The following is a 23,292-nucleotide window of genomic DNA, read 5'->3' as shown; positions in this document are numbered from 1 at the left end:
AGAAGGTCACTGCAGCGCCGAGGTGAGGCGCGCGAGGTTGTCGAGAATCGTCGAGCGGAGGGGCTGACGGCGCCACTCCTCGACCGTGAGTTCGCGGCTGAGCGTCCGGTACACGTCTTCGACGCGCCGCATGTCGCGGACGAACTCCTCACCGCGCACGAGCATGGAGATCTCGAGGTTGAGACCGAACGAGCGCATGTCCATGTTGCTCGACCCGATCACGGCGACCTCGTCGTCGATGGTCAGGCTCTTGCTGTGCAGGATGAAGGGCTTGCGGTACATCCAGATCTTCACGCCGGCCGTCAGCAGTGCCTCGTAGTAGCTGCGCTGGGCGTGGTAGACCATCGCCTGATCGCCCTCTTCCGAGACGAACAGCTCCACGTGGACGCCGCGCTGGCAGGCCGTCGTGATCGCCAGCAGGAGCGCCTCGTCGGGCACGAAGTACGGGCTCACGATGATGATGCGCTCGCGGGCGGCGAAGAGCAGGCCGAGGAACAGCTTGAGGTTGTTCTGGAAGTCGAAGCCGGGGCCGGAGGGGACGATCTGGCAGTCGAGGTCGCCGGGGCCGGATTCGACGCTGAACAGGTCGATCTCGTCGGTCAACGTCTCGTCGGTCTCGCTGTACCAATCGCTGAGGAACACGGCGTTGATGCTCGCGACGACGGGGCCCTCGACCCGGACCATGAGGTCGACCCAGTGGAGCCCGCGGCGGATGTTCTTGCTCAGGTTGTACGTCGAGTCGGTCACGTTCTGCGAGCCCATGAACGCCACGTCGCCGTCGATGACCAGGAGCTTCCGGTGGTTGCGCAGGTCGGGTCGCTGATACCGGCCCCGCAGCGGCTGGACGGGCAGCATCAGATGCCAGTGCGCGCCCATCTCGTCGAGTCGGCGAAGCGTCTGCCGGTAGTACGGCTTGCCCCTGTTCGCCCAGTGGTCGAGCAGGACGCGCACGACCACGCCCCGTGCAGCGACCTCTTCGAGGGCGCGGAAGAAGTTGTCGGTCGCGGCGTCGGCCTGGAGGATGTAGAACTCGACGTGCACGTACCGATCGGCCCGGCGGATGGCGTCCGCCATCGTGTCGAGGCTCTCCTGGTAGTCGGCGATGAGGGTCGCGCCGTTGTCACCCGCGATGGGCATGGCGCCGAGGTTGCGGTTCAGCCGGACGAGCGCACGGAACCAGTCGGGCGCGTTCGGTCGCAGCGTGCCGAACTCGAGGGATTCGCTCGTGTCGTGGATGTACCGGTTGATGTCGGCCTGCTTGCGGCGGCGCGTGCGCGGCAGCCGCGGATTCCCGATCAGGAGGAACAGGACCACGCCGACGAAGGGGATGAAGTAGATCGCCAGCAGCCACGCCATGGCCGCGGTCGGGCGACGGTTGCGCGGCACGATGATGACCGCGGCGATGCGCACGACCAGATCGATCACGAACAGCGCGATGACGAGCCAGCTCGCCTCGAACGTGGTGTCGATCACGGGACCTCCTGGGCGGGATGTCCCCCCAGCGTAGTGATCGGCCCCGACACGCGGGGGATCCGGGCGATCAGCGGGTCGTGCCGTCGGAGGCGGGGAGACCGCGCTTGGCGCGCTCCTGCGCCTCGATGCGCGCGTACGCCTTGCGCTCGGTGCGATCCATCCGGATCACGCCGCGCAGGATGAAGAAGAAGCTCACCGACACGGCGAGCGTCGGCAGGAGTGGCCACAGCACGGCGGCCCAGATGTCATCCACGGTTCCAGGATACGGGCACCGCCTGAGTGTCGGGAGGGAACGCACCCCTCCTCCCCACCGCACGGATCCGCCCCGCTCTCCCCCGATCGCGCGTCCCCGGCCCCGCGAGCATGCGCCGCCCGGGCACTCTCGGGACATGTCACAGATCGTCCGCGCCGGCGCTCCCGCCGAGTTCCTCTCCCTCGTCCCCCATCTGCTGGGATGCACGCCCCGCTCCAGCCTCGCCGTGGTCACGTTCGCGGCGGGCCGCTCGCTCGGCGCACTCCGGATCGACCTGCCCGACCCCGGCGCCGTCGCGGACGTCGAGAGCGTCGCCTCCACCGTGATCGGCATGGCCTGCAAGGTCTCGCGGACGGATGCCGTCGCGCTTGTCGTGTACACCGATCTCGCACTCCGGGATGCCGGGGAGCTCCCCCATCGCGCCCTCGTCGACGCCGTCCTGGCCCGCGCCGACATCTGCGGCCTGCGCGTGATCGATGCGTTCGCCGTCGGCCTCGACGGGTGGAACGGCTATCTGAGCGGAGGGGAGGGTGAGCCGCGGCCGCTCGCGGAGATCGCGCCCGACCCCGATCTCGTGCCGACGCCGGAGGTCGACGGCGACCAGTTCGCCGCAGCGACCCTCCCCCCGATCACCGCCGCCGAACGCACGGCGGTGCACCGGCTTCTGGACGACGCCGAACAGCTGGTCGCCCGCTCGCGCGAGGCCAAGCGCCTCCCGGCCCGGCGGCGCGCCGCCGCCACGCTCCTCCTCGACGACATCGCCGACCCGCCGGCGGTGTTCGAGGCGTTCGTCTCCCCCGACGACGATCCGGATCACCGCACGGTCGCGGCCGTCTCGTTCGGCTTGCAACGGCCGCTCCTGCGGGACGTCGCCCTGATGCAGTGGCTCAGCGACCTCGCCACCGGCGATGCGACCTACGGGGCGCAGACCGCCTATGCGGCGGGGCAGCCGTTCCCGGCGGACCTCGCCCGGCCGATGTGGGGAGAGGGCGCCCACCCCGATCCTCCGCGGCTGCTGCGGGCGCTCGACCGGTGCCGGTACGCGGCCGCCGCGACACCGCGCGCGCGACGGGCGGGCCCTCTCGCCGCGTGCGCATGGCTCGCGTGGGCGACGGGCAGGTCGACGCACGCCGCGGCCTACGCCGCCGACGCGCTCGAGATCGACCCCGACCACGGACTCGCCGACATCGTCCGGATCATGTGCGCACAGGGACGACTGCCGGAGTGGGTCTTCGAGCGCGAGCCGGTCACTTCACCAGCGGGAACAGGATCGTCTCGCGGATCCCGAGACCGGTGATGGCCATGAGCAGTCGATCGATACCCATCCCCATGCCGCCGGTGGGGGGCATGCCGTGCTCGAGCGCACGGAGGAACTCCTCATCGATGGGCATCGCCTCGTCGTCGCCCCGCGCGGCGAGCTTGGCCTGCTCGGTGAAGCGTTCGCGCTGGATGACGGGGTCGACCAGCTCGGAGTACCCGGTCGCCAGCTCGAAGCCGCGCACGTACAGGTCCCACTTCTCCACCACGCCGGCGATGGAACGGTGCTCGCGCACCAGCGGGCTGGTGTCGAGGGGGAAATCCATGACGAACGTCGGCCGGGTGAGTCCGCCCTTGACGAAGTGCTCCCACAGCTCTTCGACCCACTTGCCGTGCGTCTCGTGAGCCGGCGCCCCGACACCGGCTTCGGCGCCGAAGGCCCGCAGGTCCTCCAGCGTGGTCTCGGGCGTGATCGTCCGGCCGGCGGCCTCGGACAGCGAGTCGTACATCGAGATGCGATCCCACTCGCCGCCGAGGTCGTACTCGGTCCCGTCCGCCCAGGTCACCGTCGTCGAACCGGCCACCGCGATGGCCGCGTCCTGGATCAGCGTCTGCGTCAGATCCGCGATGCCGTTGTAATCGGTGTAGGCCTGGTACGCCTCGAGCATCGCGAACTCGGGGCTGTGCGTGGAGTCGGCGCCCTCGTTGCGGAAGTTGCGATTGATCTCGAACACCCGGTCGATACCGCCCACGACCGCGCGCTTGAGGAACAGCTCCGGCGCGATGCGCAGGTACAGGTCGGCGTCGAACGCGTTCGAGTGCGTGATGAACGGGCGAGCGCTGGCACCGCCGTGTTGCACCTGCAGCATGGGCGTCTCGACCTCGACGAACGCCCGGTCGGCGAAGGTGCGTCGCAGGCTGGCGTTGACTTTCGCGCGCGCGAGCACGGTCTCGCGGGCACGATCGCGCACGATGAGATCGAGGAACCGGCTGCGGACCCGGCTCTCCTCGTTCAACTCGGAGTACATGTTGGGCAGGGGCAGAACGGCCTTGGCGGCGATGGCCCACTCCGACACCATGATCGACAGCTCGCCGCGGCGGCTCGAGATCACCTCTCCCGAGACGAAGACGTGATCGCCGAGGTCGACGAGTTCCTTCCACGCCTGCAGCGACTCGTCACCCACGTTCGCGAGCGACACCATCGCCTGGATCCGGCTGCCGTCGCCGGACTGCAGCGACGCGAAGCACAGCTTCCCGGTGTTGCGACTGAAGACGACGCGTCCCGCGACGCCCGCGGTCACGCCGGTCTCGTCGCCCGCCTCGAGGTCGGCGTAGCGTTCGCGGAGCGACGGGATCGTGTCCGTCACCGGAACGAAGACGGGGTACGGGCCCCCGGCGGCATCCGACCGCTCCTCGAGCAGGCGTTCCCGCTTGGCGAGGCGGACCGCCTTCTGCTCGAAGACGTCCTCTTCGGTCGGTTCGGCGTCGTTCGCGGGCGCGTCGGTCATCGTGAAGGCTCCTCGGGGTCGCATCGAGTTTATCCGCGAGGCGCGGGACGTTTCCCCGCGCGGTGCAGCCCGCGAGGAGCGTCAGCGCAGCGAGATCTCCGCGTTGTCGATGAACCGGTGCCCACCCACGGTCGCGGCGATGAGCGCGATCGCGCGCCCGCGGTGGCCGTCGTCCACGGGCAGGAACGTCTCGGGGTCGACGACCGACAGGTACTCCAGGTGGATCCGCGCCTCGCCCATGAGCGAGGACTGCGCCGCCGCGATGCAGGAATCCACACCCAGATCGGCGTTGGATGCCGCCGCTTCCAGGGCCACGGGAAGCTTGGCGGCGGCTCGGCGATCGGCCTCGTCCAACAGACCCACGCGGCTCGAGACGGGCAGGCCGTCCTCGGCGCGCACGGTCGGGACGAGGATCGTGTCGATGCCGAAGTCGAGGTCGCGGATCATGCGGCGAACGAGGAAGGCCCGCTGCAGATCCCGCTCTCCGTAGACGGCGACGTCGGGCCGGATGAGGTGGAACAGCTTCGCTTCGACCGTGAGGACTCCGTCGAAGTAGAACGGGCGGGTCCGCCCCTCGTATCGGAGCCCCAGGTCGCCCGCCGACACCCGCGTGGTCGCCGTTCCCGCGGGCAGGAATTCCGCGGCGGTCGGCGCGAAGACCAGATCGATGCCCAGGTCGTCGAGAAGATCGGCGTCGGCGTCCGGCGTGCGCGGATAGGCCGCGGTCTCCTCGGCCGTCCGGAAGCGCAGCGGATTGACGAAGGTCGACACGACGACGACGTCCGCGCGCTCGCGGGCCGCGCGGATGAGGTCGACATGGCCGTCGTGCAGGGCCCCGAGCGTCGAGACGAGCGCGACGCGGGCCGCACCGCCCGGGCGGTCTGCGCTTCTGGCCTCGGCCAGTCGGGTGCGCAGATCCTCGATGGTGCGGATCATCCGTCGATCGTAGCGTCCGGCGGAGCGCCGTCCGCACCGACCGGCCCCGCTCCGTCGGCGAGCGCCTGGTCGACGCTCGACCGCACGAGCGCGGACAGGTACGCCCCCGCATTCTCCACACCCACCCCGGTGAGCAGCGCCGCGGACTGGCGGATGATCGAGCGCGAGAACTGCGTCGCCGTGGCCACCGCCTCGGCGTACGCGACGCGGTCCGCCTCGGCGACGACCACCGGCTCGCACCCCAGCTCGACGGCGAGCGCCTGGGCGATCGGCAGTACCGGCCCCGGTGCGGTCACGGCGGCATACGCCTGCGCGAGCTGGCGCAGATCGATCGACGATGCGCCCGTGAACACGATCGCCGGATGGATGGCGAGCGGGATCGCGCCGCGCTGCAGCGCCGGCGCGAGAACCTCGACGCCGTATCCGGGGTCGGTGTGCATCACGAGCTGCCCGGGCTGCCACGCGCCCAGATCGGCGAGCCCGGCGACGAGGCCGGGGAGTTGATCGTGCGGGACCGCGACGACCACGAGTTCGCTCCGACGGACGACCTCCTCGGGTGGCAGCACCGGCACACCCGGCAGGATCGCCTCGACACGGTCGTCATCGGATCCCGACGTGATCCCGGTCAGCGCGTGGCCCGCTCCCGCCAGCGCCGCCCCGATCACCGGACCCACGCGACCCGCACCGATGATGCCGACGCCGAGTCGACCGTCGCGACCCCCGCTCATCCGGCCCACCGGTGGCTGCGGTCGCCGGCCGCGGCGGCGACGGTCGCGCGGGCCGTCTCACCGAACAGGGTCAGCGCGGCGTCACGGTCGAGGGCTCCGACCGAGGTCCGCACCGTCCCCGCGATCACGTGCGCCGCCAAGGTGGCGGTACGCGTGGCGCGCGCCAGGGGACCCTGATGCAGGCCGATCGACTGCAGCCTCGCCAAGGGCACGATCGCGAGCGTGCGGCGCACCCACCCGCGACGGAGGAACAGCGCGTCCTCCGTCACCACCGCACCGTTGCGTCGCCAGGAAAGGGGTCGGAGCAGCCGCACGCGCCGCGGGGTGACGACGTACGGGTCATCGTCCTCCGGACCGAGGATGCCGTCACGGAACACGAAGCTCCACTCCTCCGCCGGCAGCGCCGGAGCGAGGATGCGCAGAACCCGCTCGATGTCGTCGCGTGTGCCGATGGGGAGCACCGCCGCGAAGGGGTCGGTGCTCGAGTCGGTCGAGCCCCGGCCGGTGAGCCGATTGACCGAGATGCTCCACCACCCGAACGGGCGCCACAGCAGCGGCTGGTGCACCTCGATCGCGTGCACGCGGCCCGGCGGGACCACCTCGCTGATCGTCGTGAACAGCCCGAACGTCAGCCGCACGCCGTCGGAGCTCGGAGCGATCGAATAGCGCAGACCGCGGGCGATCGAGCGCACGTAGTACGCCCCGAACGCGAGGAACGCCGGGACGATCGTGAACAGGAGCCACAGTGTCGAGAGCGAGGCCGCGACGATGATCGCGACGATCAGTGCCACCAGCATGAGCGTCGACCCGCTCAGCACGCGCGAGGCGACGAGTCGTCCGAACGGGATCCGAACGATGCTCTCGGGCTCGGCATCCGAGAAGTCCTCGCCGTCGACGATGCCCTGGATGCCGGCCGCCACCGCATCGGCGGCCTGCTGGACCGCCGAACCCGCCGGCGCAGCCGCGACTCCGCGCTCCGCGAGGCGTCGGCCCGAGGCCAGGCGGAGGATGTCGCCGCGGACCGTCTCGGCGGCCTTGGCGGACAGGTACTCCAGCTTGACGTTGGAGTCGAGCCCGGCACCGACCACCTCGAGCTTCGCCAACCCCAGGAGGCGCGCCACCATCGGACGCGTGAGGTTGACGCCCTGCACCCGATCGAGCGGGGCACGGCGATGGGTGCGGAAGAGGACGCCGGAACGCACCTCGACGTCGTCGTCGCTGATGCGGAAGGTGTGGAACCGCCAGGACAGGCGGAAGATCACGAGCAGCACGATGAGGACTGCGAGGGCACCGCCGCCGGCGATCAGGATGAGGTTGTTCGCGAGGATGAAGTCGACCGGGTCGGGCGGGATGACTCCCGGCGGCAGATCCGTCACGGCCGGGAGGAACAGCTCGAACAGCCTCTCGCGCAGGTTCGCCACGATCACGCCGATGATCACGAGGAGGAACAGCCCGCCCCGCAGGAGCGGTGTCAGCGGATGCAGGCGCTGCCACTCGCCGTCGCTCAGCGGCGATCGGACGAGGGCACGTGCCGCCGGGGAATCGGGACCCCGGCGGTCGGCATCGTGCGGGTCGGTCACAGCCCGGTCCGGCGGGTCTCGGCGACGTCGATGAGGGTGTCGCGCAGCTGTTCGGCCGCGCCCTGCGTCAGGCCCGGGATCGTGACTCCCGACGACGCGGCCGCCGTGACGAGCTTGAGCTGAGCGATCCCGAAGCCCCGGTCGAGAGGGCCGTGGGTGATGTCGACGAGCTGCATGCGTCCGTACGGGACGGCGACGACGCGCTGCCACAGGATCCCGCGGCGGAACACCAGGTCGTCACGCCGCAGCTGGTAGCCGAAGGACCGCGCCTGGCGGGGCGTGATGATCATGCCGATCGCCGTGACGAGGAGCACGACACCGACCGGGATCCACTGCCACATGAATCCGGAGACGGCCTGCGCGACGATCGCGGCGACGAGCACCAGGACGAAGACCGCACCCTGCGAGATCAGCTGCACCCGCACGTAGGCCCGAGCGAGCTGGTGCCACGTGCCGTCGCCGAGCGGCAGGCGGCCGGCGCCCCGCGGCTCGAGGATCCGGTCGTACGTGGCCTCGTCCAGGACGGGAGCCGGCGACTCAACGAACGGAGGGTCCGGCGTCGGGGTGCGCTCCGGAAGATCCGGGGTGTTCGTCATCGTCGTCCTTCCGGATGGTGCACAGCTGCTCGGCCACGAGGCCCGCGGCGACGAGGACGGCCCCGCACACGGCCGTCGCGATCACCGACCCCAACGAGCCTAGCGACGGAGTGAACGGGCGCGTGAAGACGAACGCCAGGAGCCCGAGAGCGAAACCCGTCGCGGCCGCCCCGACGAGCGAGGACGCCTTGGCGAGCATCGCGACCCGCAACGCGCGGAACGGGTCGATGCGCCGAGCGGTCCGCCCCCGGGAGGCGCGGAAGATCGGCACCGCCACCGCCACCACGATCGCGCCCAGGAGCACGAGGATCGTCGGCAGGCTCGCCGCCGGGACGAAGGTCGGACGTCCGGCCGCCGTCAGCGCCGCGTCGACGAGGAACCCGACCACCAGCCCCGCGAGTGCCGCCACGATGAGGATCGTCGCCCCGGTCCGCTTCACGATGCCTCCTCCCGCACGACGGCGAGCAGCGCGTCGACGCGGCCGCGGCCGGGGATCTCGGCATCCGGGTCGACGTCGAGCCAGGGAGCGAGCACGAACTCGCGCTCGTGCGCACGCGGGTGCGGGACCGTCAGGTGGGGCTCGTCGATGCGGGCGTCGCCGTAGGCGATGAGGTCGAGGTCGAGGGTCCGGTCGCCCCACTTCTCGCGACGCACGCGCCCGTGGTCCGCCTCGATGCGGTGCAGCTCGCGCAGCAGCGTCGCCGGCGCCAGCCGCGTCTGCAGCAGCGCGACGGCGTTCAGATAGCGCGGCGCGTCGGCGTCCTCTCCGGTGAGGGTCACGGCGACGGTCTCGATGGGCGCCGACACCCGGACGTCGGTCGTCAGAGGCAGGAAGCGCAGCTCGTCGACGGCCGCCGCGAGCGTCTCGGCGCGGGCACCGAGGTTCGCGCCGAGGGCGACGACGGCGGCGACCGGTTCGTCGGAGGGCGGGTCGCCGATGCCGTGGGCGAGACGGACGCTCACGCGCGTCCCCTCCGGATCGTCACCGAGACGTCCGCGAAGGGCACGGTGATCGGGGCCTGGGGTTTGTGGACGGTCACGGTGACCAGCATGACGCGCTCGTCGGCGAGGACGTCGTCGGCGATGCGTTGCGCGAGCGTCTCCAGCAGGTCGACGGCGTCGCCCTCGACGTGGGCCACGATGCGTTCGGCCAGTTCCCCGTAGTGCACCGTGTCCGCGACATCGTCCGACTCGGCCGCCGGTCGCAGCGAGAGCTGCAGCACCACGTCGACGACGAACTCCTGCCCCTCCCGCTTCTCCTCGGCGTAGACGCCGTGGAAGCCGAAGGCGCGCACCCCCGTCAGCGTGATCTCGTCGGCGAAGTCCATCAGGCCTCCCAGGCGCGGGCGACGGCGAGGGCGTCGCGAGTGGTCGGGACGTCGTGCACGCGCACGGCCCACGCGCCCGCGCGATCCGCGAGAGCACTGGTGACGGCCGTGGCGAGGTCTCGGCGGACGAGGTCGGCGTCGGCGCCGATCGTCTCGGCGAGGAACCGCTTCCGGCTCGCACCGACGAGCACGCGGCATCCGAGCCCCGCCACCCGCGGGAGCGCGCGCAGCACCTGCCAGTTCTGGTCGCCGCGCTTGCCGAACCCGATGCCCGGGTCGACGACGACACGGGAACGCGGGATGCCGGCGGCCTCGGCCGCGTCGACCCGCTCGTGGAGTTCCGCGAGCACCTCGGCCACCACGTCGCCGTACTCGGCGCGTGCGTACATCTCCGCCGACGGACCCCGCCAGTGTCCGAGCGCGATCTCGGCGCCCGATTCGGCGACGGCGGCGAGCATCTCGGGGTCGGCCAGCCCGCCCGACACGTCGTTGACCAGGCGCGCTCCCAGGGCGACGGCGGCACGCGCGGTCGTCGCGTTCATCGTGTCGACGCTCACGTACAGACCCTCGGATGCCAGCGCCTCGACGACGGGCAGCACCCGCTGCTGCTCGATCCGGGGCGCGACCCGCTCGGCTCCGGGCCGCGTCGACTCACCGCCGACGTCCAGGAGGTCGGCGCCCTGCGCGTGGAGCGCACGGGCGTGCGCGATCGCGACGTCGGGATCGAGGAACCGGCCGCCGTCGCTGAACGAGTCGGGGGTCACGTTGACGATCCCCATGACGAGCGTCATCCGCGACCTCGACCGATCAGCGCGATCAGCTCCGCACGGGCGACGGGGTCGGTGTACACCCCACGCGCGGCGATCGTGACGGTCGACGCGTCGGGCTGGCGTCCCCCGCGCATCGTGACGCATTCGTGCGTGGCATCCAGCACGACCAGCACGCCACGGGCGTCGAGCGACCCCGCGATCGTGTCGGCCACCTGCTCGCCGAGGCGCTCCTGCACCTGGGGTCGCGCGGCCAGGATGTCGATGACACGGGGCAGAGCACCGAGCCCGACGACCTCCTCGCCGGGGAGGTACGCGACGTGCGCATGCCCCCGGAACGGGAGCAGATGATGCTCGCACATCGAGCGGAACGCGATGTCGCGCAGCATCACCGCCCCCGAGGGAAGGGTGTCGGGCGCCGGCCCGCGGGTCACCGAGATGGTGTGCTGCAGCGGAGCACCGGCATCCTCGCCCACTCCCCCGAAGAACTCGCTCCACGAGTCGGCGACGCGGGCCGGGGTCTGCCGCAGGCCCGGGCGATCGGGATCCTCACCGATCGCTTCGAGCAGCTCGCGTACGAGCGCGGACACGCGCTCCCGGTCGACGGCCACGGCGCCTTAGGCGGTGGCCGGACGCGTCTGTCCGCTCGGCCGGCGCTGCGGCTGGGTCGCGGTCTGCGCGTCGGCCTCGGTGGACGCCGCGACCCCGGCGGGGGCCGAGCGACGCGGGACCTCGACGGGCGGCAGGCTCGACACCGGACGGTCGCCCGACGAAAGCCACTGCGGGCGCGGGGGCAGACGCTTGACGTCCTTGAAGATCTCGGCGAGCTCCAGGTGGTCGAGCGTCTCCTTCTCGAGCAGCGCGAGCGCGAGGCGGTCGAGCACCTCGCGGTTGTCGTTGATCACCTGGTAGGCCTCGTTGTGGGCCTGCTCGATGAGTCCGCGCACCTGCGCGTCGACGCGTTCGGCGATGCGCTCCGAGAAGTCGCGGCCGTGACCCATGTCGCGGCCCATGAACACCTCACCGGACGAGGAACCCAGCTTGACCGGGCCGACCTCGTTCGTCATGCCGTACTCGGTGACCATCTTGCGGGCGATGCTCGTCGCCTTCTCGATGTCGTTGGAGGCACCCGTGGTGGGGTCGTGGAACACGATCTCCTCCGCCACACGGCCGCCCATCGCGTAGGTCAGCTGGTCCTGCAGCTCGTTGCGGGTGACGGAGTACTTGTCATCCAGCGGCAGCACCATCGTGTAGCCGAGCGCCTTGCCGCGCGGGAGGATCGTGACCTTGGTGACGGGGTCGGTGTGGTTCATCGCCGCCGCCGCGAGCGCGTGTCCGCCCTCGTGGTAGGCCGTGATGAGCTTCTCCTTGTCCTTCATCACGCGCGTGCGCCGCTGCGGACCCGCGATGACGCGGTCGATCGCCTCGTCGAGCGCACGGTTGTCGATGAGCTGCGCGTTCGAGCGCGCGGTCAGCAGGGCGGCCTCGTTGAGCACGTTCGCGAGATCGGCGCCGGTGAAGCCGGGCGTCTTGCGTGCGACGACCTCGAGGTCGACGGAGTCCGAGAGCGGCTTGCCGCGACCGTGCACCTCGAGGATGCGCTGGCGGCCCTTCAGGTCGGGGGCGTCGACGCCGATCTGACGGTCGAAGCGGCCCGGGCGAAGCAGTGCGGGGTCGAGGATGTCGGGGCGGTTGGTGGCCGCGATCACGATCACGTTGACCTTGGGGTCGAAGCCGTCCATCTCGACGAGCATCTGGTTCAGGGTCTGCTCGCGCTCGTCGTGCCCGCCGCCCATGCCGGCGCCGCGGTGGCGACCGACGGCGTCGATCTCGTCGATGAAGATGATCGCGGGCGAGTTCTCCTTGGCCTGGTTGAACAGGTCGCGGACGCGGCTCGCACCGACGCCGACGAACATCTCGACGAAGTCCGAACCGGAGATCGAGTAGAACGGCACGCCCGCCTCCCCGGCGACCGCGCGGGCGAGCAGCGTCTTACCGGTTCCGGGAGGGCCGTACAGCAGCACGCCCTTGGGGATGCGCGCACCGACCTCCTCGAACTTCTTCGGGTCCTTCAGGAAGTCCTTGATCTCCTCGAGCTCCTCGATGGCTTCGTCGGAGCCGGCGACGTCCTGGAACGTCACGGTCGGGGTCTCCTTCGTCACGAGCTTCGCCCGCGACTTGCCGAACTGCATCACTTTGCTGCCGCCGCCCTGCGCGCTGGAGAGCAGCCACCAGAAGAGAAGGCCGAGCAGCACGAGCGGCAGCATCAGGGAGATGAATCCGTCGAGGAAGCCCGGACGCGGCACGACGTCGTTGAACCCGTCCGTGGGGGCGGCCGCGTCGATGGCCGTGGCCACCTCGGACGCGCGCGCGCTGCCGTAGTAGAACTGCACGGAGTCGGCGCCCTCGAAGGGCTGGGAGAGCTTCAGATCGACGCGCTGATCGGTGTCATTGGTCGTCGCCGAGGTGACCGTGGTCCCCTTGAGCAGCTGCAGACCCTCCTGGGTGGAGATCTGCTTGGCTCCGCTGAGGTTCGAGATCAGCGAGAAACCGATGACCAGAAGCAGACCGACCAGCAGAACGTAGATGATCGGATTGCGCGTGATCTTCTTGAAATCCATGGTGGGCGAGCCCAGCCCTTTCGTGATCCGCTTCGGAAAAAGCGGTGGGATCAGGGTAACGCCCGCCGGCTATGCCGGGACTGTGCGTTCGTCGTGGGCGTACCCCGTGCGACGGATGCCGCGCCGAGGCGCGCCCGGCATCCGGTCCGCGGTCAGGAGTAGACGTGCGGTGCGAGGACGGCGACGTCGCGGAGGTTCCGGTACTTCTCCGCGTAGTCGAGGCCGTAGCCGATGACGAAGTCGTTGGGGATGTCGAACCCGACGTAGCGGCAGTCGACCTCGACCTTCATCGCGTCGGGCTTGCGCAGGAGCGCCAGGACCTCGACGGACTCCGCGCCGCGCGAGGCGAAGTTCTCCAGCAGCCAGCTGAGGGTCAGACCCGAGTCGATGATGTCCTCGACGATCAGCACGTGCTTGCCGGTGATGTCGGTGTCGAGGTCCTTCCGGATCTGGACGACACCGCTCGAGCGGGTGCTCGCCCCGTACGACGACACCGCCATCCAGTCCATCGTGATGTGCCGGGGAAGGTGACGGGCGAAGTCGGCCATGACCATGACCGCGCCCTTGAGGACGCCGACGAGCACGACCTCTTTGCCGGCGTAGTCGGCGACGACCAGCTGCGCCAGTTCGGCGAGCTTCTCGTGGATCTGCTCCTCGGTGAGGAGGACTTCGCTGATGTCGTCGGGAATGTCGGCCGCGCGCATCCCTGAATCCTACGCGGGACGACTCAGGATGCCGCCCGCGCGACGATCTCGATCCGGCCTCCGACACGGCGGGCGAGGCATCCGGGCAGGTCGATCGGCCCCTGGCCGCGCCAATCGGTCGCCAGCCGCGCGACCTCGAGGGTCTGCGCCCGCGTGAGCGACACACCGAACTCGCTGTCGACGACGTAGCGCACGATCCGGTTGCGCAGCGCCGCGGGGTTGGCCGCCAGCGCCGCGACCGACACCGAGATGCCCGCTTCGGCGTGCTCGACGATGTCCTCGATGGTCTCGTCGATCATGTCCTGGAACGCCGCCGCGTCCTCGCGCAGCTGCTCCGCGGTGCGGGCGAGGGCCTCGGCGACACCGGGACCGAGTTCGCGCTCGAGCGTCGGCAGCACCGTCTCACGGACTCGCACGCGCGCGTACGCGGGGTCGAGGTTGTGCGGGTCGCGCCACGGGTCGAGGCCTTCCGCGACGCACGCCGCCGCGGTCGTCTCACGTCGGATGCCGAGGAGCGGGCGCAGCCACACCGGGCCCGTGGGATCCCTCCGCTCCGGCGACATCCCGGACAGGCTCGTGGCGCCGGAACCGCGGGCGAGACCCAGGAGCACCGTCTCGGCCTGGTCGTCGAGGGTGTGCCCCACCAGCACCGCGTCGGCTCCCGTCTCGGCGGCGGCGCCGGCGAGACCGGCGTACCGCGCGTCGCGCGCGGCGGCCTCCGGGCCGCTCCCGGGCCGCACGTCGACCGCCACGACACGGGCGGCGAGCCCGAGGCCACGGGCGAGGTCGGCGGCGCGGGAGGCGATCGCGGCGGACCCCTCCTGTAGGCGGTGATCGATGACGACGGCTTCCGCCCGGATGCCGAGCCGCGGCGCCTCGAACGCGGTGGCTGCCGCGAGCGCGAGGGAGTCGGCACCACCGGAGAGTGCCACGACGACGGCGCCGTCGCGCCCGTCGAGCGCGGCACGGACCGCTCGACGCACCTCGGCGACGGCGGGATCGAGTCCGGGTCGCCGTTCGTGCATGGCATCCACGCTATCCGTCGTGTCGCCGTGAGTACCGGAGCCGACGGCGGCGAGGGCGCCCCGACTAGGCTGGGCGCGGAATTCCACCGATCTAAGGAGCACACGTATGGGCGCGTACGACGCCGTCATCGAGATCCCGCGCGGCAGCCGCGTGAAGTACGAAGTCGACCACGGCACCGGCCGGGTCTTCCTCGACCGCATCCTGTACACGGTGTTCGGCTACCCGGCCAACTACGGCTTCTTCGAGAACACCCTCGGCGAAGACGGCGACCCGCTCGACGTGCTCGTGCTGCTCGACCGCGATCTCTACCCCGGCATCCTGGCGAAGGTGCGCCCCGTCGGCGTGCTGAAGATGAGCGACGAGGCCGGCGGTGACGACAAGGTCGTCGCGGTCCTCGCGAAGGATCCGCGCTGGGACCACATCCAGGACGTCGACGACATCGACGACTGGACGAAGAAGGAGATCTCGCACTTCTTCGAGCACTACAAGGACCTCGAGCCCAACAAGTGGGTCAAGGTCGACGAGTGGGCGGATGCCGCCGAGGCCGAGCGCCTGGTCGACGAGGCGTTCGCGCGCTTCGAGGAGCACGAGGGTCAGACCAAGACGCAGGGCGAGGGCGAGTCCCCGAGCACCCTCTGACCCCCCGGTCACGACGAAGCCCCCGGTCATCGACCGGGGGCTTTCGCGTTGGCTCAGACCCAGACGCCGCGATCGCGCAGCCACGGCGCGGGGTCGGTCGTCCCGCCCCACGGCGGGTAGACCTCGAAGTGGAGGTGGCATCCGAAGGAGTTGCCCGTCTGCCCGGTCGCGGCGATCTGCTGACCGGCGGACACGCGCTGGCCGTAGGAGACGTAGATGCCACCGGCGACGATGTGGGCGTACCCGGTGCCCGAGCCGTCGTCGTGCTGGATGCGGATGTAGTTGCCGTACCCGCTGTTCGGGCCGGCGTACGTGACGCGCCCGCTCGCCGCGGCGTAGATCGGCGACCAGCAGCTCGCACCGAAGTCGAGTCCGAGGTGCCAGGTGCTCGCGCAGTAGCTCGCCCCGCACTGCCCGGTGCGGGGTCCATAGCCCGACGTCGTTCCCGCCCAGGACGGTCGCGCCCAACCCGAGCTGACGACCTCTCCGCCGCCACCACCACCGCTGCTCCCGCCGCCGCCGCCGCTGCTGCCGCCTCCACCGCCGCTGTTGTTGTTGTTCGCAGCGGCCGCGGCCGCCGCAGCCGCGGCGGCCTCTCGGGCGGCACGGTCTCGCGCCTCGGCCTCTTCGCGGGCTTTGCGCTCACGCTCCTCGCGGGCCTTGCGCTCGGCCTCGACACCAGCCTGGTAGTCGGCGACCGTCTTTGCGGTCGTGTCCTGCAGGGCGGCGAGCTGCGCCTGCAGAACGACCTGATTCGCCTGCTGCTCGGCCAGAGCGGCCTGCGCGGCGGCGGCCGCCTGCTGCGCGGCGACCATCTTGTCTTCGGCGATCTTCTGCAGGCGGTCGCGCTCGGCCTTGGCGTCGTCGGCCTGGCCGCTGAGGTTCTTCGCGCTGTCACGGGCGGCGACCGCGGCCGCGTACACCGAACGGTTGCGGTCGAGCAGCTTGTCCATCGTGCCGAGCTTCGCGAGGAGATCGTCGGCGCTGGCTGCCGAGCCCGAGAAGAAGAGGTCGAGGGAGGTATCGTCGCCGCCGGAGCGGTAGAGCTGCGCGGCCACCTTGCCGGCCTTGGTCGCGGCATCCGTCGCCTTGGCGGCCTCGGCGTCGGCTTGCGAGCGCAGCTGCTGCGCGCGGTAGTCGGCGTCGAAGAAGGCCTGCTGCGCGGTGTAGTACTCGTCGGACCGGGCGACCACCTCGGCCTGCGTGCGCTCGACCTCGGACTGCAGGCCGGCGATCAGACCCTGGATGCGGGTGATCTCGGCGCCCTTGGCAGCTTCATTGGCTCGCGCGGCCTCGACATCGGCCCAGGACGGGTAGTCGGCGGCGAAGGCGGGGGACGACGAGATGAAGGAGGGCACCGTGGCGCCGATCGCGCCGAGGGCGACGGCGCCGAAGGCACCCAGTCGCAACGCTCCGCGGCGGTCGAGCGAGGGCCACAGACGTGCGCGCTCGCTGGGGCTGGGCGCGCAACCGCAGTCGTCCGCGCCTTCGGGGGGTTCAGGCGTCACGGGAATACCTCATCTCACCGGTTCGCAACTCGCACCACAGTAGCAACACGAATCACACGAACAACAGGGCGAGTTCCCGCTGCCGCGGCCCAGTCTGGCCCCTCGACACGCCGGGGACGAGGACCGCCACGCCCCCGATTGGCAATCTCGAGAATCATGAAGTAGGCTCGGTCGTCGGCAAGTGAGCACGGAATCGCAGGATTTCGGGGTTCATCCGGCCCCATCGTTTAGCGGCCTAGGACGCCGCCCTTTCACGGCGGTAGCACGGGTTCGAATCCCGTTGGGGTCACTCGCCGAACATAATTGAACAAGCATGGCCCTGTAGCGCAGTTGGTTAGCGTGCCGCCCTGTCACGGCGGAGGTCGCGGGTTCAAGTCCCGTCAGGGTCGCTCCACAGCGACGGGCCTTCTTTCGAGGAGGCCTTTCGTTTAGGAAGCGGCAGACATGCCGCTCGGCTCTGTAGCTCAGTTGGTAGAGCGTTCGACTGAAAATCGAAAGGTCACCGGATCGATGCCGGTCGGAGCCACACGGGTGACCGTTACAGTCACCCCAGGAACCCTCGCGTAGCTTCTACATCGCGGGGGTTTCGTCTTTTTCCGGCGCCCTCGCGCCACGTGCCCGCGCCCCGCGTCACCCGTCCGGGTGAGGCTCTCCCCACCGGGCGTTCGAACGGGCACGATGAACCGGTGAACGAATCGGTGCCGCTCGAGGTGGATGGCCGGCGCCGCACCCGACCCGGCCTCGTCCTCGCGACCGTCTGCGGCGCGCTCGCCCTCGTCTCCATCGACGTCACCGTGCTCCACGTGGTCGCCCCCACGATCGCGCGAGAGCTCCCCGCCACCGACGCCGAGCTGCTCTGGATCATCGACGCGTTCCCGTTCGTGATCGCGCCGCTCCTGCTGTCGGCGGGCGTCCTGAGCGACCGCTACGGCCGGCGGCTGTTCCTCGTCGTCGGGATGGCGCTGTTCGCGGCGGCCTCGGCCGCGGCGGCCTTCGCCCCCGGACCCGTCTGGCTCATCGCCGCCCGTGCCGCGATGGCGGTGGGGGCCGCCGGCATCCTGCCCCCGACGATGTCGCTGCTGCGCGTTGCCTACCCGGATCGGCAGAGGCGGGTCCGGGCGGTCGCGATCTGGTCGATGTCGTCGGCGGCCGCGGCGGCGGCGGGCCCGGTCATCGGCGGGGTCATCGTCGCGCACAGCTGGTGGGGCGGGGTGTTCCTCGTGAACGTGCCGCTCGCGGCGCTCGTGATCGCCACGGCGCTGCGGTGGGTGCCGGAATCGCGCTCGGATCGCCCCGGCAGCACCGACCTGGCCAGTCAGGGCCTCGCGATCGGAGCGGTGCTCGCGGCCGCCGTCGCGGCGAACAGTCTCGCCGAGCACCACGTCGAGGTGTTCATCGGGGGCACGGTGCTCTCGCTCGGCCTCGGGTGGGCGTTCGTCCGGCGGCAGTTCGGGCTGGGCCGCCGGGGTGAGCAGCCCACGCTGGACATGGCGCTCTTCCGCAACGCCGCGTTCTCGAGCGCGCTCATCGCGGTGGCGTTGGCGATGTTCGCGATCGTCGGCCTCGAGCTGCAGTTCGCGCGCTACCTCCAACTCGAGCGCGGCTTCGCTCCGCTGGATGCCGCGATCGCCCTCGTCCCGCTCGCTCTGGCCACGGTGGTCGGCGCGCTGCTGTCGCCGTGGGTGCTGCGACTCCTGCGGCACCGCGCGACGATCGCGTCGACGCTGACCGTCGCGGGGCTCGCGCTGGCCGGCCTCACGCTCGCGGGTGAGCCCGTGAACCTCGCGGTGTTCGCCGCCACGACGGCGCTGGCGGGGCTCGCCGTCGAGATCGCCGCGGTCAGCGCGAACGATCTCATCGTGTCGTCCGCGGGGGTGCACGAAGTCGGGGGCGCGGCCGCGCTGGAGGAGATCTCCTACGACCTCGGCGGCGGCTTCGGCACGGCCGTCCTCGGCGCCGTCGCCGTCTCCGCCCCCTCGATCGCGGGCGGCTTCCATGCCGCCGTCGCGACCTCCGCGGGGCTCCTCGTCGTGGCCGGCCTCGCGATGGTCTGGGCCCTTCGCCGCGTGTGAGACCTGCGTCATCCCTCCCGGGCGCGCAGGTCCTTCCGCAGGATCTTCCCCGACGCGGACTTGGGGATGGCGTCGATGAACTCCACCCGCCGCACCTTCTTGTGCGGCGCGACCTCCCCGGCGACGAACTCCATGACGTCCTCCGCTGTCAGCTCCGCACCCGGCGCGACGACCACGAACGCCTTCGGGATCTCCTGCTTGTCCTCGTCGAGGACGCCGATGACAGCGGCATCCTGGATTCTCGGATGCGACAGCAGCAGCGCCTCGAGCTCGGCGGGGGCGATCTGATAGCCCTTGTACTTGATGAGCTCCTTCAGTCGGTCCACGATCGTGAAGTACCCGTCGACGTGGTGCGTGGCGATGTCACCGGTGTGGAGCAAGCCGTCGGCGTCGATCGTGTCGGCGGTGGCATCCGGACGATTGAGGTAGCCGAGCATCACGTTCGGCCCGCGCACCCACAGCTCGCCGGGAGCGGTCAGTCCGTCGGCGCCGTGCTCCTCGATCTCGGCACCGGTCTCGGTGTCGACGAGCTTCGCCTCGACGTTGGGGATGAGCACGCCCACCGAGCTCACGGGCATGTCGTCGCGCTCCGGCGGGATCGCGTGCGACACCGGGCTGAGCTCACTCATCCCGTAACCCTGGAAGAACCGCGCGTGGATGCGACGACCGGCGGTCTCGGCCGTCTCGCCGTCCAGGGGCGCCGCGCCCGAGAACACGGTGTGGACGCTCGAGATGTCGAAGTCGTCGACGACGGGGTGCTTCGCGAGGGCCACCGCGATCGGCGGCGCGATGAAGAGAAAGGTGCAGCGGTGCGCCTGGATACACCGGAGGAAGGCGAGCAGATCGAACTTCGGCATCGTGACGAGGGTCGCGCGCTGCCGGAGAGCCAGGTTCAGCAGCACCGTCATCCCGTAGATGTGGAAGAACGGCAGCACCGCGAGGACGCGGTCGTCGCTCCCGAGCCGGATGCTCACGCGGCACTGATCCACGTTCGCCACGAGGTTCCGGTGCGAGAGCATCACCCCCTTCGGCACCCCCGTCGTCCCCGACGAGTACGGCAGCACGGCCACGTGCGTCTCGGGATCGAAGTCGACGGCGGGCGGGGTGCGCTGCTCGGCGAGCAGCGACCGCAGGTCGGGGTGGCCCGGAGCGCCGTCCAGCACGATCACACGGTCGTCGGGGATACCGGCCGCGGCGGCCGCTTCCGCAGCGGGTCCAAGCAGCGGCGACACGGTGACGAGCCAGGTGGCCCCGGCATCCGTCAGCTGCGTCTCGATCTCGTGCGCGGTGTAGAGGGAGTTGACCGTCGTCACGGCGGCGCCTAGACGAAGGATGCCGTGGAAGACCGTCGCGAACGCGGGGATGTTGGGGCACAGCAGCGCGACGACCGTGTCGGCGCCGACGCCCCGGTGGGCCAATGCGCCGGCGAACGCGTCGACCTGGGCCCGCAGGCGGCCGTAGGTCGTCTCGTCGCCCGACGCGGGGTCGATCAGTGCGACGCGGTCGAGGTCGTCCTCGTCGAGCGAGCCGAAGAGGTGGTCGTAGACGCTGTGCGACGGAACGTCGATGCGCGGGTAAGGGCTCTGGAACACGGGATCTCCTTCGATACCGACGCGGCGACGCCGCCGTGCGCTCATCCTGCCAAAGGCGGAACCCGGTGTCACGCGCCTTGATACGCAGGCTCAGGCGACTCTCAGCGCACGACGCCCCGGCGACCCGGGAGCGCCAGGGAGGCGGCCATCGCGGCCGCGCAGATCCCGATCACCACGACGAACGCCGCGTCGAATCCGACACGGGTCCCGGATGCCGTCGTCACCGCGGCGAGCACGAGAGCCGCCGTGGCCGTGCCGAAGGCGCCGCCGAGCTGCTGCGCCATGCGGGAGAAGGCGGAGGCGTGCGGCATCCGGTCGGGGGCCACGTCGAGGTACCCCGACGCCATGATGGGGACCAGCACGACTCCCAGCCCCAGGCCCCGGACGAACAGCACCACGGCCCACACCGCGAGCGCGAGCGTGCCGTCGTCGAGGGCGAAGGGCACGGTCATCACCGCGACCAGGGCGAAACCCGAGATCGCGACCGCACGCGGACCCCAGCGCGCGACCAGGCGTCCGGCACCGGCACGGGCGAGCAGCGAGCCGACGCCCTGCGGGATCAGCAGGAGAGCCGCCTCCAGCACCGACACCCCGCGATCGGCCTGGAGCGCGAGCGGGAGCAGGAAGGTCGCCGCGTAGAGGTTCGCGCCCAAGAACGCCATGGCGACGGTCGAAGCGCGCAGAGTCCGGACGCCGAGGAGGCGGAGGTCGACCAGCGGATCGCGCCGACCGAGGGTCCACGGTACGAACGCCACGAGCAGCACCAGCCCGACCACCGCCGGCAGCCACACGGCGACCTCCCCCGCACCGGTTCCGCCGGCAAGATTCGACAGCGCCAGCAGCACGCCGACGAGACCGGGGGCCAGGAGCAGGAGGCCGATGGCATCCAGAGTCGTCCGGGCACCCGACCGACCGCCCGGCAGCCACAGGACGGCGAGGACGAGACCGACCGCCCCCAGCGGCAGGTTGATGAGGAAGAGCCACCGCCAGTCCAGGGTGCTGAGGACGAGACCGCCGAGCACCGGGCCGATCACGGGGCCGAGCGAGATCGGCACGCTCATCACCGCCATGGTGCGCGCCATCGCCGCGCGCGGCGTGCGCTGCATCGGCAGTGTCTGCATGAGCGGGAGCAGGAGCCCCGCGCCCGCGCCCTGGAGAGCCCGGAACGCGATGAGCTCGCCGATGCCGCTCGCCGCCGCGCACAGGACGGATGCCGCGAGGAAGATCCCGGATGCCAGGATCCAGGCGTTCCGGTCCCCGAGGCGGGCCTGCACCCATCCGGCGACGGGGATGACCACGGCCAGTGCTAGCAGATAGACCGTCGACACCCACTGCAGCGTCGCGACATCGGCGCCGAGGTCTTCGCCGATCCGGTGCAGTCCGATCGCGACGATCGTGGTGTCCACGACGGGCATGATCCCGCCGACGATGAGTGCGATGACCAGCCGCCGGGTCGCACGTTCCTCCGTCACCCGACCATCCTCGCCTCGGGGACGGGCCGCTACGTCAGAGGAGAGCGGCGATCACCCCGCCGATCGCCCCGACGATCACGACGACCCACGCCGGCGCGCGGAACCTCGTCAGCAGCACGAAGCCGATGAGCGCGAGCACGAACGGCCCGGGGCCGGTGACCGCCGTGGTGAACACGGGGGTGTACAGCGCCGCCCCGAGGATGCCGACGACGGCCGCGTTCGCCCCCCGCATCGCCGCGCGGACGCGGGGGCGACCGCGCAACGCGTCCCAGAACGGCAGAACCCCGACGAGCACGAGGAAGCCGGGGAGGAAGATCGCCGCGAGAGCGACCGCCGCCCCCGCGACGCCCCCGGGCCCGACCGAGGAGACGGCTCCGAGGTAGGCGGCGAACGTGAACAGCGGCCCCGGGACGGCCTGGGCAGCGCCGTAGCCCGCCAGGAACACGTCGGGCGACACCCACCCGGTCTGCACGACCTCGGCCTGCAGCAGCGGGAGGACCACGTGGCCTCCGCCGAACACGAGCGCGCCGGATCGGAAGAAGGCGTCGGCGAGCGCGACGAGCCCCGATCCCGTGGTCGCCGCGAGGAGCGGGAGTCCGATGAGTGCGGCGGCGGCGACCACGAGGCTTCCGATCGCGACGGCACGGTGCACGCCGAACGAGGGCAGGGTCTCCCCCGGCTCCTCCGCAGCCTCGCGCAGCAGGACGAGACCCGCCACGACGCCGATCGCCAGCGCCCCCAGCTGTCCGACCGCGCCCGGGGCGAACAGAGCGAGCGCCGCGGCGACTACCGCGATCCCGGCGCGGGGAGCGTCGGGCGTGAGAGAGCGGGCCATCCCCCACACGGCCTGGGCGACGATCGCGACCGCGACGATCTTCAAGCCGTCGAGTATGCCGCCGCCCACCGGTCCGCCGAAGAGCGAGGCGCCCGCGGCGAACGCGACGAGCAGCACGGCGGACGGCAGGGTGAAGCCCAGGAACGCCACGATCGCGCCCCAGAACCCGGCGCGCTGCAGGCCCATCGCGAAGCCGACCTGGCTGGACGCGGGGCCCGGCAGGAACTGGCACAGCGCGACGAGGTCGGCGTACGCACGGTCGTCCATCCACCGCCGCCGGGTGACGAGATCGTCGCGGAAGTACCCGAGGTGCGCGATCGGTCCGCCGAACGACGTCACTCCTAGTCGCAGGAACGCGAGGAAGACCTCGGGAACTGTTCCGGCTCGTGTCATCCGT

Annotated in this window: 22 protein-coding genes and 3 tRNA genes; 6 read left to right on the top strand and 19 right to left on the bottom strand. The window is 71.0% G+C overall.

The features are described 5' to 3' along the window. Positions 1-6: 6 nt before the first annotated feature. On the bottom strand, positions 7-1,470 hold the full coding sequence (gene cls / locus P8R59_RS08035) for a cardiolipin synthase (protein WP_077051350.1): 1,464 nt from the start codon (positions 1,468-1,470) through the stop codon (positions 7-9). A gap of 70 nt (positions 1,471-1,540) precedes the next feature. Next, positions 1,541-1,726 carry a hypothetical protein gene (locus tag P8R59_RS08030; RefSeq protein WP_077050796.1) on the bottom strand — a complete coding sequence of 62 codons (186 nt, stop codon included), beginning with the start codon at positions 1,724-1,726 and terminating at the stop codon, positions 1,541-1,543. Positions 1,727-1,862: 136 nt separating this feature from the next. Between P8R59_RS08030 and P8R59_RS08025 the strand changes: the two genes are divergently transcribed. Next, on the top strand, positions 1,863-3,023 hold the full coding sequence (locus tag P8R59_RS08025) for a DUF4192 family protein (RefSeq protein ID WP_278103504.1): 1,161 nt from the start codon (positions 1,863-1,865) through the stop codon (positions 3,021-3,023). On the opposite strand, the gene lysS is transcribed toward P8R59_RS08025, so the two are convergent. The 13 genes from lysS to tilS form a co-directional block, all read right to left on the bottom strand. Next, entirely contained in the window at positions 2,974-4,491 is a 1,518-nt protein-coding gene (gene lysS, locus P8R59_RS08020; RefSeq protein ID WP_278103503.1) for a lysine--tRNA ligase, read from the bottom strand. The genes P8R59_RS08025 and lysS overlap by 50 nt on opposite strands. Before the next feature lie 81 nt (positions 4,492-4,572). Next, on the bottom strand, positions 4,573-5,427 hold the full coding sequence (panC, locus tag P8R59_RS08015; RefSeq protein WP_278103502.1) for a pantoate--beta-alanine ligase: 855 nt from the start codon (positions 5,425-5,427) through the stop codon (positions 4,573-4,575). Continuing rightward, a complete protein-coding gene (locus P8R59_RS08010) occupies positions 5,424-6,155 on the bottom strand; it encodes a DUF2520 domain-containing protein (RefSeq protein WP_278103501.1) in 732 nt (243 codons plus the stop codon). Before P8R59_RS08010 ends, panC begins: the two co-directional genes overlap by 4 nt. Then, a complete protein-coding gene (locus P8R59_RS08005) occupies positions 6,152-7,735 on the bottom strand; it encodes a PH domain-containing protein (RefSeq protein WP_278103500.1) in 1,584 nt (527 codons plus the stop codon). The genes P8R59_RS08010 and P8R59_RS08005 overlap by 4 nt, the downstream gene beginning before the upstream one ends. After that, the gene (locus P8R59_RS08000) at positions 7,732-8,331 is read right to left on the bottom strand and encodes a PH domain-containing protein (protein WP_278103499.1); all 600 of its coding nucleotides are present in this window, start codon (positions 8,329-8,331) and stop codon (positions 7,732-7,734) included. The genes P8R59_RS08005 and P8R59_RS08000 overlap by 4 nt, the downstream gene beginning before the upstream one ends. Then, positions 8,273-8,770, bottom strand: coding sequence for a DUF3180 domain-containing protein (locus tag P8R59_RS07995; RefSeq protein WP_278103498.1), 498 nt, complete (start codon positions 8,768-8,770; stop codon positions 8,273-8,275). The genes P8R59_RS08000 and P8R59_RS07995 overlap by 59 nt, the downstream gene beginning before the upstream one ends. After that, positions 8,767-9,294 carry a 2-amino-4-hydroxy-6-hydroxymethyldihydropteridine diphosphokinase gene (gene folK, locus P8R59_RS07990; RefSeq protein WP_278103497.1) on the bottom strand — a complete coding sequence of 176 codons (528 nt, stop codon included), beginning with the start codon at positions 9,292-9,294 and terminating at the stop codon, positions 8,767-8,769. The genes P8R59_RS07995 and folK overlap by 4 nt, the downstream gene beginning before the upstream one ends. Beyond that, positions 9,291-9,659, bottom strand: a complete 369-nt coding sequence (gene folB, locus P8R59_RS07985) for a dihydroneopterin aldolase (RefSeq protein ID WP_278103496.1) — start codon at positions 9,657-9,659, stop codon at positions 9,291-9,293. Before folB ends, folK begins: the two co-directional genes overlap by 4 nt. Further along, positions 9,659-10,450 (bottom strand): dihydropteroate synthase, encoded by a 792-nt coding sequence (folP, locus tag P8R59_RS07980; protein ID WP_278103495.1) that lies wholly within the window; start codon positions 10,448-10,450, stop codon positions 9,659-9,661. Before folP ends, folB begins: the two co-directional genes overlap by 1 nt. Beyond that, positions 10,447-11,037, bottom strand: coding sequence for a GTP cyclohydrolase I (folE, locus tag P8R59_RS07975; RefSeq protein WP_278103494.1), 591 nt, complete (start codon positions 11,035-11,037; stop codon positions 10,447-10,449). Before folE ends, folP begins: the two co-directional genes overlap by 4 nt. A gap of 6 nt (positions 11,038-11,043) precedes the next feature. Further along, complete coding sequence (gene ftsH / locus P8R59_RS07970) at positions 11,044-13,047, bottom strand: ATP-dependent zinc metalloprotease FtsH (protein WP_278103493.1); 2,004 nt, start codon at positions 13,045-13,047, stop codon at positions 11,044-11,046. Between the two features lie 152 nt (positions 13,048-13,199). Then, positions 13,200-13,751, bottom strand: a complete 552-nt coding sequence (gene hpt, locus P8R59_RS07965) for a hypoxanthine phosphoribosyltransferase (RefSeq protein ID WP_077050806.1) — start codon at positions 13,749-13,751, stop codon at positions 13,200-13,202. Between the two features lie 23 nt (positions 13,752-13,774). Then, complete coding sequence (gene tilS / locus P8R59_RS07960; RefSeq protein WP_278103492.1) at positions 13,775-14,776, bottom strand: tRNA lysidine(34) synthetase TilS; 1,002 nt, start codon at positions 14,774-14,776, stop codon at positions 13,775-13,777. 106 nt (positions 14,777-14,882) lie between these two features. On the opposite strand from tilS, the gene P8R59_RS07955 reads away from it, so the two are divergent. Then, on the top strand, positions 14,883-15,416 hold the full coding sequence (locus P8R59_RS07955) for an inorganic diphosphatase (protein WP_278103491.1): 534 nt from the start codon (positions 14,883-14,885) through the stop codon (positions 15,414-15,416). A gap of 53 nt (positions 15,417-15,469) precedes the next feature. On the opposite strand, the gene P8R59_RS07950 is transcribed toward P8R59_RS07955, so the two are convergent. Next, the gene (locus P8R59_RS07950; RefSeq protein WP_278103490.1) at positions 15,470-16,924 is read right to left on the bottom strand and encodes a M23 family metallopeptidase; all 1,455 of its coding nucleotides are present in this window, start codon (positions 16,922-16,924) and stop codon (positions 15,470-15,472) included. Positions 16,925-17,140: 216 nt separating this feature from the next. Between P8R59_RS07950 and P8R59_RS07945 the strand changes: the two genes are divergently transcribed. The 4 genes from P8R59_RS07945 to P8R59_RS07930 all read left to right on the top strand — a co-directional run bounded on the left by P8R59_RS07945 (position 17,141) and on the right by P8R59_RS07930 (position 18,996). After that, positions 17,141-17,213: transfer RNA gene (locus P8R59_RS07945), tRNA-Glu, on the top strand. A 26-nt stretch (positions 17,214-17,239) separates the two neighbouring features. Beyond that, positions 17,240-17,313, top strand: a tRNA-Asp gene (locus P8R59_RS07940). Between the two features lie 64 nt (positions 17,314-17,377). Further along, positions 17,378-17,450 (top strand) — tRNA-Phe (locus tag P8R59_RS07935). A gap of 160 nt (positions 17,451-17,610) precedes the next feature. Beyond that, entirely contained in the window at positions 17,611-18,996 is a 1,386-nt protein-coding gene (locus P8R59_RS07930) for an MFS transporter (protein ID WP_278103489.1), read from the top strand. Positions 18,997-19,004: 8 nt separating this feature from the next. Here the strand turns inward: P8R59_RS07930 and P8R59_RS07925 are convergent, their stop codons facing one another. The 3 genes from P8R59_RS07925 to chrA form a co-directional block, all read right to left on the bottom strand. After that, on the bottom strand, positions 19,005-20,588 hold the full coding sequence (locus P8R59_RS07925; protein WP_278103488.1) for an AMP-binding protein: 1,584 nt from the start codon (positions 20,586-20,588) through the stop codon (positions 19,005-19,007). Positions 20,589-20,689: 101 nt separating this feature from the next. Beyond that, complete coding sequence (locus P8R59_RS07920; protein ID WP_278103487.1) at positions 20,690-22,060, bottom strand: MDR family MFS transporter; 1,371 nt, start codon at positions 22,058-22,060, stop codon at positions 20,690-20,692. Between the two features lie 34 nt (positions 22,061-22,094). Beyond that, positions 22,095-23,288 carry a chromate efflux transporter gene (gene chrA / locus P8R59_RS07915; protein WP_278103486.1) on the bottom strand — a complete coding sequence of 398 codons (1,194 nt, stop codon included), beginning with the start codon at positions 23,286-23,288 and terminating at the stop codon, positions 22,095-22,097. Between the last annotated feature and the right edge of the window lie 4 nt (positions 23,289-23,292).

Origin of the sequence: Microbacterium proteolyticum (genome assembly GCF_029639405.1) — a bacterium.
Taxonomy (GTDB): Bacteria; Actinomycetota; Actinomycetes; order Actinomycetales; family Microbacteriaceae; genus Microbacterium.
Note: the sequence above shows the minus strand (reverse complement) of the source record. Positions and strands in the feature narration are given on the sequence as shown.

Bases quoted from the DNA above. Each gene is read 5' to 3' on its own strand.
- P8R59_RS08000 (WP_278103499.1), bottom strand. From the start codon at position 8,331: ATGACGAACACCCCGGATCTTCCGGAGCGCACCCCGACGCCGGACCCT.
- folB (WP_278103496.1), bottom strand. From the start codon at position 9,659: ATGGACTTCGCCGACGAGATCACGCTGACGGGGGTGCGCGCCTTCGGC.
- ftsH (WP_278103493.1), bottom strand. From the start codon at position 13,047: ATGGATTTCAAGAAGATCACGCGCAATCCGATCATCTACGTTCTGCTG.
- P8R59_RS08010 (WP_278103501.1), bottom strand. From the start codon at position 6,155: ATGAGCGGGGGTCGCGACGGTCGACTCGGCGTCGGCATCATCGGTGCG.
- chrA (WP_278103486.1), bottom strand. From the start codon at position 23,288: ATGACACGAGCCGGAACAGTTCCCGAGGTCTTCCTCGCGTTCCTGCGA.
- folP (WP_278103495.1), bottom strand. From the start codon at position 10,450: ATGACGCTCGTCATGGGGATCGTCAACGTGACCCCCGACTCGTTCAGC.
- hpt (WP_077050806.1), bottom strand. From the start codon at position 13,751: ATGCGCGCGGCCGACATTCCCGACGACATCAGCGAAGTCCTCCTCACC.
- P8R59_RS08025 (WP_278103504.1), top strand. From the start codon at position 1,863: ATGTCACAGATCGTCCGCGCCGGCGCTCCCGCCGAGTTCCTCTCCCTC.
- P8R59_RS07955 (WP_278103491.1), top strand. From the start codon at position 14,883: ATGGGCGCGTACGACGCCGTCATCGAGATCCCGCGCGGCAGCCGCGTG.
- panC (WP_278103502.1), bottom strand. From the start codon at position 5,427: ATGATCCGCACCATCGAGGATCTGCGCACCCGACTGGCCGAGGCCAGA.
- lysS (WP_278103503.1), bottom strand. From the start codon at position 4,491: ATGACCGACGCGCCCGCGAACGACGCCGAACCGACCGAAGAGGACGTC.
- tilS (WP_278103492.1), bottom strand. From the start codon at position 14,776: ATGCACGAACGGCGACCCGGACTCGATCCCGCCGTCGCCGAGGTGCGT.